A 13,596-nucleotide genomic window follows, 5' to 3' on the forward strand; every position below is an offset into this window, starting at 1 on the left:
TCCGCTGCCTCGTCTCCACGACACGCTTGACGGCCCACCAAAACGCCTAACTGAACGGCGTTGGGTCTAGAACGGGCCGCGGGGCTCACGCCTGGCGGGCCGCCTAGGCTGGGTCGCCATGAGTGATGAACTGCTCAGCCAAGTCGTGTACACCGACTACGGCCAGCTGACGTTGGAGTGGGGCGAGGAGATCTGGGACGGCGACGCTGACCGATTCTTCAAGGACCAACAGAATGGGCTGGTCGGCGCAGCGGTCCCCGACAACGTCATGATCATGCTTGCCCGTCGATCAGGCGGTTCCGCCGTACGCATCGTGCTGGAGGCCTCCGAGCCAGAAGCAAGTGCCGAATGGGAAGACGTGGTCGAGGCATCGTTCGACCTGCCCCCCGTTCGTGCCATGCGATGGTCGACCTGGGCTGGCGAGTCCGGCGCGTCGCTCGCCGTGCCGCCAGGGCAATACCGTCTGAGAGTCTCAGCCGCGGGTCGGGACGCCGGCGCGCAGGATGAGTTCGCCGACGAAGTGGTCGATAGGTATCTCATCGAGCTCTGGCCTGCGCCGGTGGCGCCGGATGCTGTACTCCGCGTCGGCAGCGACGACGCCAGCTACTGGCATCAGACTTGGGGAAGTCGCCGCTGAGCCGCCCTCACCAGTCTTCTAGCCGGGCCGGCCACGAGCTCCCGGAGGTCGGAGCCAGCGACCACGGAGCGCTACCTCAGATTCCTGGACCGCCTGTCGCACATCACCTGGCGGAGCTGCGTCGCACATCAGTTGTCGGATCACCGCGCGGCTGTCAACGCCGGCTGAACTTTTCAGGCGGAGCCGACAGACTCACCATGCTGGGACGCCGCTGCCTTCCCACCTATCGTCGCCGTTCCTCCTGGTCAACGGGCCTGCGGCGACTCGCCGCGCCGCACGTCAGGGCACCTGCGCCCGCTACTTGGCGTTGAAGTAGTTGGCCTCCGGGTGGTGGACCACGATCGCGTCGGTGGCCTGCTCCGGCATCAGCTGGAACTCCTCCGAAAGCTCGACCCCGATCCGGTCCGCGCCGAGCAGGTCCACGATCTTCGCCCGGTCCTCCAGGTCGGGGCAGGCCGGGTAGCCGAACGCGTACCGGCAGCCCCGGTAGTCGTTGTGCAGGATGCCGGCCAGGTCCGCCGGGTCGTCGTGCCCCAGCGGGCGACCGTCGGGCAAGGTCATCTCGGCGCGGATGCGCTGGTGCCAGTACTCCGCGAGCGCCTCGGTGAGCTGCACGGAGAGCCCGTGCACCTCCAGATAGTCGCGGTACTCGTTGCGGGCGAAAAGCTTCGCCGCGTACTCGCTGACCGGCTGACCGACGGTCACCAGTTGCAACGCGACCACGTCGAGCTGGTCGCCCTGAGGCTTGAAGAAGTCCGCCAGGCAGAGCCGACGCTCCTGCCGCTGCCGGGGGAAGGAGAACCGGGCGCGCTCCGCGTGCCCGTTCTCGTCGAGCACCACCAGGTCATTGCCTTCGGAGTACGCGGGGAAGTAGCCGTACACCACGGCTGCCTCAAGGACCTGGTCGGCGATCAACCGGTCCAACCAGTACCGCAGGCGCGGGCGGCCCTCGGTCTCGACCAGCTCCTCGTAGGAGGGTCCGCTGCCGCCCCGGGCGCCGCGCAGCCCCCACTGCCCGGAGAAGGTGGCCCGCTCGTCGAGCAGCGCCGCGTAGTCGGCCATCGGCACGCCCTTGACGACCCGGGTGCCGAAGAACGGCGGGGTGGGCACCGCCACGTCGGCGGCCACGTCGGAGCGGACCGAGGAGTCGTGCAGCTCCGGCAGCGACGTGGTGACAACGGAGCGCTGCCGTTCCCGGCGCGCCCTCCGGGCCGCGAGAGCCGCCTCCCGCTCGGGGTCGATCACCGGGGCGCCGCCACGCTTGGCGGTCATCACCCGGTCCATCAGGGACAGGCCCTCGAACGCGTCCCGCGCGTAGTGCACCTGCCCGGGGAACGTCGAGCGCAGGTCGTCCTCGACGTACGCGCGGGTCAGCGCCGCACCACCCAGCAGGACGGGCCAACGCTCCGCGACCCCACGGGTGGCCATCTCGGCCAGGTTCTCCTTCATGATGACCGTGCTCTTCACCAGCAGCCCGGACATGCCGATCGCGTCGGCGCGGTGCTGCTCGGCGGCGTCCAGGATGGCGCTGATCGGCTGCTTGATGCCGATGTTCACCACCTCGTAGCCGTTGTTGGACAGGATGATGTCGACCAGGTTCTTGCCGATGTCGTGCACGTCGCCGCGCACGGTGGCGAGCACGATGCGGCCCTTGCCGCCGTCCTCCGCAGTTTCCATGTGCGGTTCCAGGTAGGCCACCGCGGTCTTCATCACCTCGGCGGACTGGAGCACGAACGGCAACTGCATCTGGCCGGAGCCGAACAGTTCGCCGACCACCTTCATGCCGTCCAGCAGGATGTCGTTGATGATCGACAACGGGGACCGGCCGCCGGCCATCGCCTCGTCCAGGTCGGCCTCCAGGCCGTTGCGCTCACCGTCGATGATGCGTCGCTTGAGCCGCTCGTCCAGCGGCAGCGCGGCCAGCTCCTGGGCCCGGCTGGCCCGGGCACTGGTCACGTCGACGCCCTCGAAGAGCTCCAGGAAACGCTGCACCGGGTCGTACCCTTCGCCGCGCCGGTCGTAGACCAGGTCCAGGGCGACCTCGCGCTGCTCGTCGGGGATCTTCGACATCGGCAGGATCTTGCTGGCGTGCACGATCGCCGAGGTCAGGCCGGCCTGCACGCACTCGTGCAGGAACACCGAGTTGAGCACCTGCCGGGCCGCCGGGTTGAGCCCGAAGGAGATGTTCGAGATGCCCAGGGTGAAGTTGACCCCCGGGTAGCGGCGGGAGATCTCCCGGATCGCCTCGATCGTCTCGATGCCGTCGCGGCGGGTCTCCTCCTGGCCGGTGGCGATCGGGAAGGTCAGCGCGTCGATCAGGATGTCGGCGCGGTCCATGCCCCACCGGCCGGTCAGGTCGTCGATCAACCGCGCCGCGACCCGGACCTTCCACTCCTGGGTGCGAGCCTGGCCCTCCTCGTCGATGAGCAGCGCCACCACCGCCGCGCCGTGCTCACGGACGATCGGCATCACCCGCGCGTACCGGGATTCGGGGCCGTCGCCGTCCTCGAAGTTCACCGAGTTGACCACGCAGCGGCCGCCGAGCATCTCCAGCCCGGCCTCCACCACGTTCGGCTCGGTGGAGTCCAACATGATGGGCAGGGTGGACGCGGTCGCGAACCGTCCGGCCAACTCCCGCATGTCCTGCGTGCCGTCGCGGCCGACATAGTCCACGCACAGGTCGAGCAGGTGCGAGCCGTCACGCGCCTGGCTGCGGGCGATCTCCACACAGGCCCGCCAGTCACCGGCGAGCATCGCCTCCCGGAACGCCTTCGAGCCGTTGGCGTTGGTCCGCTCCCCCACCATCAGCACCGACGCGTCCTGGGCGAACGGCACCGGGTGGTACACGGAGGAGACACCCGCCTCGTGCCGGGGCTCGCGGGCCGGGGCGGTGACGCCGTGCAGCCGCTCGGCCAGCACCCGGATGTGCTCCGGGGTGGTGCCGCAGCAACCACCGACCAGCCCCACGCCGTACTCGGTGATGAACCGCTCCAGGGCCTCGGCCAGCTCCACGGGAGTCAGCGGGAAGTACGCCCCGTCGGCGGTCAGCACCGGCAGGCCGGCGTTCGGCATCACCGACAGCGGGATGCGGGAGTGCTGCGACAGGTAGCGCAGGTGCTCGCTCATCTCGGCCGGGCCGGTCGAGCAGTTGAGCCCGATCAGGTCCACGCCCAGCGGCTCGATCGCGGCGAGGGCCGCACCGATCTCGCTGCCGACCAGCATCGTGCCGGTGGTCTCCACTGCCACGTGACAGATGATCGGCACCGACTGGCCCAGCTCGGCCATCGCCCGCTTCGACCCGACCACGGCCGCCTTGACCTGGAGCAGGTCCTGGCAGGTCTCAATGATCAGCGCGTCGGCGCCACCGACGATCAGACCCGCGGCGTTCTCCTGGTACGCGTCGCGCAGGGTCGAGTAGTCGGCGTGCCCGAGGGTGGGCAGCTTGGTGCCGGGCCCGATCGAGCCGAGCACGAACCGGGGCCGCTGCCCAGTGCTGGCCGCGTCGGCGGCCTCCCGGGCGATCCGGGCGCCCGCCTCGGACAACTCGCGGATGCGGTGCGGGATGTCGTACTCCGCGAGGTTGGCGAGGTTGGCGCCGAAGGTGTTGGTCTCCACGCAGTCCGCGCCGGCGGCCAGGTAGGCGTCGTGCACCCCGCGCACCACGTCCGGTCGGGTGACGTTGAGGATCTCGTTGCACCCTTCGAGCCCGTCGAAGTCGTCGAGCGTGAGATCCGCCGCCTGCAGCATCGTGCCCATCGCGCCGTCGGCGATGAGAATCCGGTCGGCCAGCACATCCATCAACGAAGTCCGCACCCGTTCAGGTTAGTGCCGTCCCCGCCGCGCCCAGCGCCCCTCGACACCCGATCCCATATTGTGTCAGCGGGATCACCCTGTCTGGTTCATTCGTGTATGACCGGTCGCCGGTCCGGTGGACCGGCGCGGCCGACGGGCCCCATCCCTGCCCGGCACGTAGGCTGGCGGACGTGAAGGACAACAGGGACGCCGCTGTGCCACACGGTACGACGACCGGGCGCGATCCCGGCGCCGACCGCGACGAGCAGAGTGAGGTGACGGCGTGACCGAGTTCGACGGACTGCCGGTGCTGCGGTCCCCGGTGGCGATCGCCGCGTTCGAGGGCTGGAATGACGCCGCCGACGCGTCCACCGCCGCGGTCGAGCACCTGGAGCAGGTTTGGAACGCCCGGCAGATCGCCGAGCTGGATCCGGAGGATTTCTACGACTTCCAGGTCAGCCGGCCCACCATCACCATGGCCGACGGGGAGACCCGACGGGTGGAGTGGCCGACGACCCGGTTCATGGTGGCCAGCCCGGAGGGCACCGACCGCGACGTGGTGCTGATCCGCGGCATCGAGCCGAGCATGCGCTGGCGGACGTTCTGCGAGCAGGTGCTGGAGATCTGCCACAGCCTGGAGGTGGAACGGGTGGTGCTGCTCGGCGCGTTGCTGGCCGACGTGCCGTACACCCGGCCGCTGCCGATCAGCGGCAGCGCCTCTGACGCGCAGGCCGCCGAGCGCTACCAGCTCACCCCCACCCGGTACGACGGGCCGACCGGCATCGTGGGCGTGCTGCACGACGCCTGCACCCGCGCCGAGGTGGACGCCGTCTCGTTCTGGGTGCACGTGCCGCACTACGCCAACAACCCGCCCTGCCCGAAGGCCACCCTCGCCCTGCTGCACCGGGTCGAGGAGGTCGTCGACCTGCCGGTGCCGATGGCCGACCTGGCCGAGGAGTCCGCCGAGTGGGAGCAGCGGGTGCGCAGCGCCGCCGAGCAGGACGCCGAGCTGGGCGAATACGTCCGTGAGCTGGAGGAACGGGTCGGCGACGAGGGGATCACCCCGTTGACCGGTGACGAGATCGCCCAGGAGTTCGAGAAGTACCTGCGCCGCCGGGGCGGTTCGGCGGGCCCCACCGCCGGCTCCTGGTAGCACTTTCTCGCGGCGGGCCTTCGGACCTTTTGTGGTCCGAAGGCCCGTTTTCGCGTGTCCGGGGTAGCGCCGTCACACCCGCTAGGGCATCCTAGGAACCTAGATGTGATCAAGGAGGCGGGTGTGCAGATCAACCCCGGGGCCGCCGAGTTCCCGCACCGACAGATCGCCGCGCAGCTCAAGGCCCAGGTCCGCCGCGGCGACTGGGGGCCGGGCGAGCGGCTGCCGTCCATCCCGGCCATCGCCGAGATGTTCGGCGTCGCCAAGCAGACCGTGCAACGCGCCGTCGACCAGCTGCGGGTCGAGGGCATCCTGATCACCAAACCCGGCTCCGGTACGTACGTCCGGGGCACCCGCCGCCGACTCAACCGCCTCTCCCGAGGCCGGTACGGGGGCTTCCGCGGCTACCACACCGACCTGGCCGCCCGATACCGTCAACAACTCGTCTCCGTCGGGCCCGCCCCCGCCCCCGCCGAGGTGGCCGACGCCTTCGGCGTGTCAGACGGCACCAGTCTGCTCTGCCGCCGGCACCTCGTCCGCACCGACGACTCCCCCGTCGAGGTGGGCGCCTCCTGGTTCCTGCCCCGCGACACCGCCGGCACCTCGCTGGAGCGCACCGAGGCGTTCGGCCGGCCGCTCTACCAGGAGGCCGAGGAAGCCACCGGACGGCGGTACGTCTCGGCCACCGACACGATCAGCGCCCGCCAGCCGAGCCGGGAGGAGGCCGAGATCCTTCAGATCCGACCCGACACCCCCGTGCTGCACCTGCTGCACGTCGCGTACGACGCGCACCGCAAGCCGATCGAGGTGTCCCAGGCGACCTGGCCCGGCCCCATGACCACCCTCACCGAGGAATACAAGATCCCCGCCCCGACCCCCGACCCGGAACCCGACCCCGGCCTGGTCCTGGGCTAGCGGCCCAGCCCAGCCCAGCCCAGCCCAGCCCAGCCCTGCCCAGCCCAGCCCAGCCCAGCCCAGCCCAGCCCAGCGATCTTGCACTTCCTGTCGCCGCTTTGCCGCTTTTGACAACTTTCGCGACGTCAGAAAGTGCAAGATCGGCAGCGAAAGGCGGGGGCGCGGCATTGCATACCGGCCACCACAACTCCATGATCGACGCGAGCACGGCGGGCGTGGCCCTGCCAGCAAGGGGGCTACAGGCGGATGCCCAGGAGGGCGTCGACCGTCTTCGCGAAGAGGGCGGGCGCTTCGGGGTCGTCGGTCGCGCCGGCGAGGGTCGCCTCGGCCCAGCGGTCGGCTGCGGCCAGGGCTCCGGGAGTGTCCAGGTCGTCGGCCAGGCGTGCGCGTACCTCGGCCAGCAGCTCAGCCCCGGACGGCCCGGCGGGCGCGGCGGCAGCCCGCCGCCAACGGTCCAGGCGCTCCTGGGCGGCGGTGAGCAGCTCGTCGGTCCAGGTGCGGTCGCTGCGGTAGTGCCCGGAGATCAGCGCCAGCCGGATCGCCATCGGGTCGACCTTGTCGGCGCGCAGCCGGGACACGAAGACCAGGTTGCCGCGGGACTTGGACATTTTCTCGCCGTCCAGGCCGATCATCCCGGCGTGGACGTAGTGCTCGGCGAACGGCGCCTGGCCGGTGAGCCGCTCGGCGTGCGCGGCGGACGCCTCGTGGTGCGGGAACAGCAGGTCGTTGCCGCCGCCCTGCACGTCGATCCGGTCGCCGAGCAGGTTGAGCGCGATCACCGCGCACTCGATGTGCCAGCCGGGGCGGCCCGGGCCCAGCTCGCCGCCCGGCCAGGACGGCTCGCCCTCGCGGGCGCCGCGCCACAGCAGCGGGTCGAGGGGGTCACGCTTGCCTGCCCGGTCCGGGTCGCCGCCGCGCTCGGGGAAGAGCTCCAGCATCTGCTCACGGGTCAGGTTCGACTCGTAGCCGAAGCGGGGCGTGGCGGAGACGTCGAAGTAGACGTCGCCGGTGCCGTCGTCGAGCCGGTACGCGGCGCCGTCCTTGAGCAGCACCTCGACCTTGTCGGCGATGTCCGGGATCGACTCGACCGCGCCCACGTAGTGCTCCGGCGGGATGATCCGCAGCGCCTCCATGTCCTCCCGGAACAGCGCCGTCTCGCGCATCGCCAGGACCACCCAGTCCTCGCCGTCGCGGGTGGCCCGCTCCAGCAGTGGGTCGTCGATGTCGGTGACGTTCTGCACGTAGCGCACCGGCCGGCCGGCGTCGCGCCACATCCGCTGCACCAGGTCGAACGTGATCATGGTGGCGGCGTGGCCGAGGTGGGTGGCGTCGTACGGGGTGATTCCGCAGACGTACATGCTTCCCGCGTCGGCCGGCTCACTCGGGTGGACACCCTGCCGCGCCGAGTCGTACAACGCCAGTGGCTCGCCCCTGCCCGGCAGCCGTGGCACCTCGTGTCCCGCCCAAGACTCCATGGGATCAGCCTAGCCAGCCCGGCGACGCCGCCGGAGCGCCCCACGGGTGATCAAGATGACAGCGGTTCACATGGGTGGCCAGGGCATCGCCGGCCAGTCCTCCGGTGGCTGGGGGAAGCAGCCGGTCTCGCGCAGCCGGTCGACCCGGGCGGCCACCTCGGCCACCTCGCTGATCGTCAGGTGGTCGGCCAGCTCCGCGCCGAGCGCCCCGGCGACCTGCCCGGCCAGCGTGTCGAGCATCTCCACGGCGTCTGGCGGCAACTGCTTGCCGGCCCAACCCCAGAGCACCGTACGCAGCTTGTCCTCGACGTGGAAGCTCACCCCGTGGTCCACGCCGTAGATCCGGTCGTCGGCGCCGACGAGCACGTGACCGCCCTTGCGGTCGGCGTTGTTGAGCACCGCGTCGAGCACCGCGAGCCGGGCCAGCCGCGGGTCGTCGGCGTGGGCGAGGGCGTACGCGGCGCCGTCGTCGTCCCGGGCCGCGGCGATCGGGATCCAACGCGGCGGCAGCTCACCGGCGGGCAGGAACCCGACGAGTGGTTCGGCGTCCTCCGGCTCGTCGATCCACAGCTGGCAGGAGCCGGGGCCGAACGGGCCGTCGCGCAGCACGGTGGGCGGCACCAGGCCCCACCCGGTGGCCCGGGAGACCAGGTACGCCGACACTTCCCGACCGGCCAGGGTGCCGTCGGGGAAGTCCCAGAGTGGGCGCTCGCCACGGACCGGCTTGTAGACGCAGCGGGCTGTCGCGCCGTCCAGGGTCAGGATGCCGCGCAGTGTCGTGTTCGACGCGTCGACCAGCCGACCCTCCAGGTCGAGGACGCCGTCACGCAGCAGCCGCAGCGCGGCGTCGCCGTCCTGGCGAGGCTGGAGGCCGGACGAGGTCACCGGTGATAACCGTTGTGCCGCGGGCAGAGGTGCCCGGCGGGGTCCAACGGTTGGCCGCAGAGCGGGCACGGTGGCCGGCCCGCGTTGACCACTCGCCGGGCCCGCTCGATGAACTGGCGGGTCGCCTGCGGGGTGAGCCGGACGCGGAGGCGATCGAGGTCCTCGTCCGGCTCGTCGTCCTCGTCGTCGTCCTCGTCGTCGTCTTCGTCGCCGAGCTCGACCTCGGGCTCCACCTCGCCCGCCGCGATCGCCTCGATCACCACGGTCGCGGTGTCCACGTCGAAGGCCAGCCCGAGGGTCCCGACCCGGAACTCCTCATCGACCGGAGTGTCCAGCGGCTCGTTGTCGCCGATCACCGGCGCCAGCTCGGGGAGATCCACCCCGAAGCGACGCTGCGCCTCGGTGAGCAGCTCTTCCAGCTTTTCGGCGAGCAGGGACACCTGGACCTTCTCCAGCGCGACGCTGACCAGCCTGCCGCCGCCGCGGGCCTGCAGGAAGAACGTGCGCTCCCCCGGCGGCCCGACAGTCCCGGCGACGAACCGCTCCGGCGGTTCGAAGGCGTGCACCTGGTGGGTCATACCCACGACCCTATCCGGCCCGCCTGGGCACCGCGCACCCCACCGACGCGAATCGCCGCAGCGGCGGCGCGCCCGGTGCACCAGGGGCTGTACCCGGGCGTGGCGGCGGCTCCGGCGTGCGCTGACGCCCCGGCCGGGGGTGGTGTCGTGACGCGCCTCACCGTGACGCACCCGCCCCGCCGCCGACGGCCGCGTCCGAGTCGGCCACCCGGTTCGCGCGGCGACGCCGCTTGGCTGGCGGCGGCACCAGCGCCGCGAGGTCGCCGCCGGTGTCGTTGAGTCGCACCAGGAACGGACGCAGCGGCGTGAACCGGATCGCCGTCACCGACGCCGGGTCGGCCACGATCCGCTGAAAAGCATCCAGGTGTACGCCGAGCGCGTCCGCCACGATGGCCTTGATCACGTCGCCGTGGCTACAGGCCAGCCAGACCGCCTCGGGGCCGTGTTCGGCGCTCACCCGGGTGTCCCAGGACCGCACCGCCGCCACGGCCCGCGCCGCCATCGCGGCCATCGCCTCCCCGCCCGGGAAGACAGCGGCGCTGGGGTGCTGCTGGACCACCGGCCAGAGCGGCTCCTTGGCGAGCTTCTTCAGCGGCTGCCCCTCCCAGCTGCCGTAGTCGCACTCGATCAGGCCGTCCTCGACGACGGGTGTGGCCTGCGGGAGCGCCAACTCCAGGGTCTGCCGGCACCGGATGAGCGGACTGGTCACCACCGCGGCGAGCGGCACCGACCGCAGCCGCTCGCCGACCGCAGCCGCCTGGGCCCGGCCCGTCTCGTCCAGCTCGACCGGCTGGCGGCCGGCCAGGCCGCCGTCGGCGTTCGCGGTCGTCCGGCCGTGTCGCAGAAGCAGAAGGGTCGCCACGGGGACCACCCTATGACCTGGGCTCCGTGCCGAGCCGTCGCGGGCTCCGGCAGCCCATGATCGACTCGGGCTTCAGGAAGTCGGGGTGTCGGGCCGCCCCGGACAGCACGACATCAACGACGTCGGGTGGATCATGCGGCGCGGCGGGCAGGCGGCACACGGCCCCCGGCTCCGCCGACAGGCGGGGCCAGGGGCCGTCGACAGTCGGTCAGGTGGCGCTGATCGTGCCGGTCAGCAGCAGAGCCAGGACCAGGGTGCCCAGTGCCACCCGGTACAGCACGAACACGTACAGGGTGTGGTGCGCCACGTAGCGCAACAACCAGGCGATTGCCGCGTAGCCGATGCCGAAGGCGATGACGGTGGCCACGATCGTCTGGGCGACGCTGGGTACGGACGTGCCCGGGGCGGACGGTTCGAAGACGTCCCCGAGGCTGAACACGCCGGACATCACCACCGCCGGGATGGCCAGCAGGAACGAGTACCGGGCCGCCGCCTCCCGGGTCAGGTTGAGCAACAGGCCGGCGGTGAGCGTGCCACCGGAACGCGACACCCCGGGGACCAGCGCCATGGCCTGGGCGAAGCCCATCACGATGCCGTCCTTCATCCGGAAGTTCTCCAGGGTGCGGGTCTGCCGCCCCCAGTACTCGGCGAAGGCCAACACGAACGCGAAAACGATCAGCGTGGTCGCCACCACCCAGAGGTTGCGCCCGGCGGTCTTGATCTGATCCTTGAACACGAAACCGAACAGCCCGATCGGGATCGAGCCGACGATCACGTACCAGCCCATCCGGTAGTCGAGGCTGGAGCGCACCGACTTGTCCCGGATACCCAACAGCCAGGTCCGGGTGATCCGCCAGATGTCCTTCGCGAAGTAGATCAGCACGGCCGCTTCGGTGCCGAGCTGGGTGACCGCGGTGAACGACGCGCCAGCGTCACGGTCGAAGAAGATCGCCGAGGTGATCCGCAGATGCCCCGACGAGCTGACCGGGAGGAACTCGGTCAGTCCCTGGACGATGCCCAGGACAATGGCTTCGACCCAGGTCACTCGCCGACTCCCGAGAGGTCCAGAGCCTCGGCGACGGTGCGCAGGGTCTGCACACCGCTGTCCCGGTCGGCCACGAACAGGGTCACCGACAGCGTGGTGACGCCGGCGGCGGCGTACTCCCGCATCCGCTCGGCGATGCGCTCCTTCGGGCCGAGCAGCGAGGTGCGGTCGATGAACTCCATCGGCACGGCGGCGGCGGCGTCGCGCTGCCGCTTGGCCAGGTACAGGTCCTGCACCTCGCGGGCGGCGTCGCCATAGCCCATCCGGGTGGCGAGCTGGTTGTAGAAGTTCTGCTGACGGCTGCCCATCCCGCCCACGTAGAGCGCGGCGTACCAGCGCACGAGTTCGGCGCAGGACGCCACGTCGTCGCCGACCACCACGGGCACCGACGGCACCACGTCGAACCCGGCCAGCTCCTTGCCGACCTTCGCCCGCCCGGCCCGCACCGAGGCGAGCTGCTCCTCGGCGAACTCCGGAGCGTAGAAGACGGCCAGCCAGCCGTCGGCGACCTCGCCGGCCAGCTCCAGGTTCTTCGGGCCGACCGCGGCCAGGTAGATCGGGATGTGCTCGCGGGGTGGGTGGAAGCCCAGTCGCAGGGCCTTGCCCGGGCCGTCCGGCAGCGGCAGCGTGTAGTGCTCACCGTCGTACGCCACCTCCTTGCGGGCGATGGCCAGCTTGACGATGTCGACGAACTCGCGGGTCCGGGCGAGCGGCTTGGCGAACCGTACGCCGTGCCAGCCCTCCGACACCTGCGGGCCGGAAACGCCCAGGCCGAGCCGGAACCGGCCGCCGGAGAGCGCGTCGATCGTGGCGGCGGTCATGGCGGTGGCCGCCGGCGTACGGGCGGGAATCTGCATCACCGCAGCACCGACGTCGATCCGTTCGGTCTGCCCGGCCATCCAGGCCAACATGCTGGGCGAGTCGGAGCCGTACGCCTCCGCCGCCCACACCACCGAGTAGCCCAGCCGGTCCGCCTCCTGGGCCAGCGCCAGGTGGTCGGCCGGTGTGCTCCACGCCGTCTGATATCCGAGACTGAGCCCGAGTCGCACTGGTCCTCCCCCATCCGTGGCACAGGTCGCACCAGGTTACGCAATGCCGATAACAGACTCGATCACCGGCTCGACACCTTTGATCCCCCCTCCATCGGGGCAGCCCGGGGCGGCGGAACCGGCAGAACCGGCAGAGATACGGGAGCGAGGATATCCGTGGCGGCAGGTTCGAAATAAGGTTCACCCATGCAACAGCGACCGCTCGGCCGAAGCGGGCTGGCGGTTTCCCGGCTCGCGCTCGGCACCATGACCTGGGGCCGGGACACCGACGCCGACGATGCGGCCGCCCAGCTGAAGAGTTACCTGGACGCGGGCGGCAACCTGATCGACACCGCCGACGTGTACGGCGACGGCGACGCCGAGTCGGTGATCGGCTCCCTGCTGGGCTCCCTCGTCCCCCGCGAGGAGCTGCTGATCGCCACGAAGGCCGGGTTGCGCCCCGGCAGTGGTCGACGCCGCGACGGCTCCCGGGGGCACCTGCTGCGCACGTTGGACGCGTCGCTGCGCCGACTCGGCACCGACCACGTCGACCTGTTCCAGGTGCACGGGTACGACCCGGACACCCCGCTGGAGGAGACCCTGGCCGCCCTGGACCACGCGGTGGCCAGCGGAAAGGTCCGCTACGTGGGGGTGTCGAACTTCTCCGGCTGGCAGACCGCGCGGGCCGCCGCCTGGCAGACCGCCTGGCCGGGGCGGGCTCCCGTGGTCGCGTCCCAGGTGGAGTATTCGCTGCTGGAACGGGGCGTGGAGCGGGAGGTGCTGCCCGCGTGCGACGCGCTCGGCCTCGGCGTGCTGCCCTGGTCGCCGCTGGGCCGGGGGGTGCTCACCGGCAAGTACCGGCACGGCCGTCCGGCCGACTCCCGCGCCGCGTCGCCGCACTTCGAACGATTCGTCGCCACGTACCTGGAGCCGCGCTGCTCCAGCATCGTGGAGGCGGTGGCGACCGCGGCCGGTGGGCTCGGCGTGTCGCCGCTGGAGGTGGCGTTGGCGTGGATCCGGGACCGGCCCGGCGTGACCGCGCCGATCCTCGGCGCCCGGACGGTGGGGCAGCTGCTCGGCGCGCTCCAAGTGGAACGGATCACACTGCCCGAGGAAATCACCACCGCGCTGGACGACGTCTCCGCGGTGCCGGTCGGCTACCCCGAACGCGACGGCTGACCAGCGCGCCGGGTAAGGGCTGACCCGCCGGCCGGGTCACGGTTGAC

General features: G+C 71.2%; 11 protein-coding genes. 4 read left to right on the top strand and 7 right to left on the bottom strand.

The features are described 5' to 3' along the window. Positions 1 to 118: 118 nt before the first annotated feature. Positions 119 to 637, top strand: coding sequence for a hypothetical protein (locus V6U86_RS25760; protein ID WP_334507418.1), 519 nt, complete (start codon positions 119 to 121; stop codon positions 635 to 637). A 297-nt stretch (positions 638 to 934) separates the two neighbouring features. On the opposite strand, the gene metH is transcribed toward V6U86_RS25760, so the two are convergent. After that, on the bottom strand, positions 935 to 4,435 hold the full coding sequence (gene metH / locus V6U86_RS25765; protein ID WP_442935011.1) for a methionine synthase: 3,501 nt from the start codon (positions 4,433 to 4,435) through the stop codon (positions 935 to 937). A 277-nt stretch (positions 4,436 to 4,712) separates the two neighbouring features. Here metH and V6U86_RS25770 point away from each other — a divergent pair, with 277 nt between their 5' ends. Further along, entirely contained in the window at positions 4,713 to 5,582 is an 870-nt protein-coding gene (locus tag V6U86_RS25770) for a PAC2 family protein (protein WP_030332815.1), read from the top strand. Between the two features lie 123 nt (positions 5,583 to 5,705). Then, positions 5,706 to 6,497: a GntR family transcriptional regulator gene (locus V6U86_RS25775; protein WP_334507626.1), complete on the top strand. Its 792-nt coding sequence runs from the start codon at positions 5,706 to 5,708 to the stop codon at positions 6,495 to 6,497. Between the two features lie 236 nt (positions 6,498 to 6,733). Here V6U86_RS25775 and mshC read toward each other — a convergent pair whose 3' ends face one another. The 6 genes from mshC to V6U86_RS25805 all read right to left on the bottom strand — a co-directional run bounded on the left by mshC (position 6,734) and on the right by V6U86_RS25805 (position 12,391). Beyond that, positions 6,734 to 7,972, bottom strand: coding sequence for a cysteine--1-D-myo-inosityl 2-amino-2-deoxy-alpha-D-glucopyranoside ligase (mshC, locus tag V6U86_RS25780; protein WP_334507429.1), 1,239 nt, complete (start codon positions 7,970 to 7,972; stop codon positions 6,734 to 6,736). Between the two features lie 66 nt (positions 7,973 to 8,038). Continuing rightward, positions 8,039 to 8,857, bottom strand: coding sequence for an SCO1664 family protein (locus tag V6U86_RS25785; protein WP_334507431.1), 819 nt, complete (start codon positions 8,855 to 8,857; stop codon positions 8,039 to 8,041). Beyond that, entirely contained in the window at positions 8,854 to 9,435 is a 582-nt protein-coding gene (locus V6U86_RS25790; RefSeq protein ID WP_238685851.1) for a DUF3090 domain-containing protein, read from the bottom strand. Before V6U86_RS25790 ends, V6U86_RS25785 begins: the two co-directional genes overlap by 4 nt. 157 nt (positions 9,436 to 9,592) lie before the next feature. Then, a complete protein-coding gene (locus tag V6U86_RS25795; RefSeq protein WP_334507437.1) occupies positions 9,593 to 10,306 on the bottom strand; it encodes an MSMEG_4193 family putative phosphomutase in 714 nt (237 codons plus the stop codon). A gap of 199 nt (positions 10,307 to 10,505) precedes the next feature. Then, entirely contained in the window at positions 10,506 to 11,342 is an 837-nt protein-coding gene (locus tag V6U86_RS25800; protein ID WP_334507439.1) for an undecaprenyl-diphosphate phosphatase, read from the bottom strand. Beyond that, positions 11,339 to 12,391, bottom strand: coding sequence for an LLM class F420-dependent oxidoreductase (locus V6U86_RS25805; protein WP_334507441.1), 1,053 nt, complete (start codon positions 12,389 to 12,391; stop codon positions 11,339 to 11,341). Before V6U86_RS25805 ends, V6U86_RS25800 begins: the two co-directional genes overlap by 4 nt. Before the next feature lie 186 nt (positions 12,392 to 12,577). On the opposite strand from V6U86_RS25805, the gene V6U86_RS25810 reads away from it, so the two are divergent. Beyond that, entirely contained in the window at positions 12,578 to 13,549 is a 972-nt protein-coding gene (locus V6U86_RS25810; protein ID WP_124770871.1) for an aldo/keto reductase, read from the top strand. Positions 13,550 to 13,596 lie beyond the last annotated feature (47 nt).

Source organism: Micromonospora sp. CPCC 205558 (assembly GCF_036902955.1).
GTDB lineage: Bacteria > Actinomycetota > Actinomycetes > Mycobacteriales > Micromonosporaceae > Micromonospora.

Excerpts from the sequence above, each read along its gene's own strand:
- V6U86_RS25760 (WP_334507418.1), top strand. The coding sequence starts at position 119 with ATGAGTGATGAACTGCTCAGCCAAGTCGTGTACACCGACTACGGCCAG.
- metH (WP_442935011.1), bottom strand. The coding sequence starts at position 4,435 with ATGGATGTGCTGGCCGACCGGATTCTCATCGCCGACGGCGCGATGGGC.
- mshC (WP_334507429.1), bottom strand. The coding sequence starts at position 7,972 with ATGGAGTCTTGGGCGGGACACGAGGTGCCACGGCTGCCGGGCAGGGGC.
- V6U86_RS25790 (WP_238685851.1), bottom strand. The coding sequence starts at position 9,435 with ATGACCCACCAGGTGCACGCCTTCGAACCGCCGGAGCGGTTCGTCGCC.
- V6U86_RS25810 (WP_124770871.1), top strand. The coding sequence starts at position 12,578 with ATGCAACAGCGACCGCTCGGCCGAAGCGGGCTGGCGGTTTCCCGGCTC.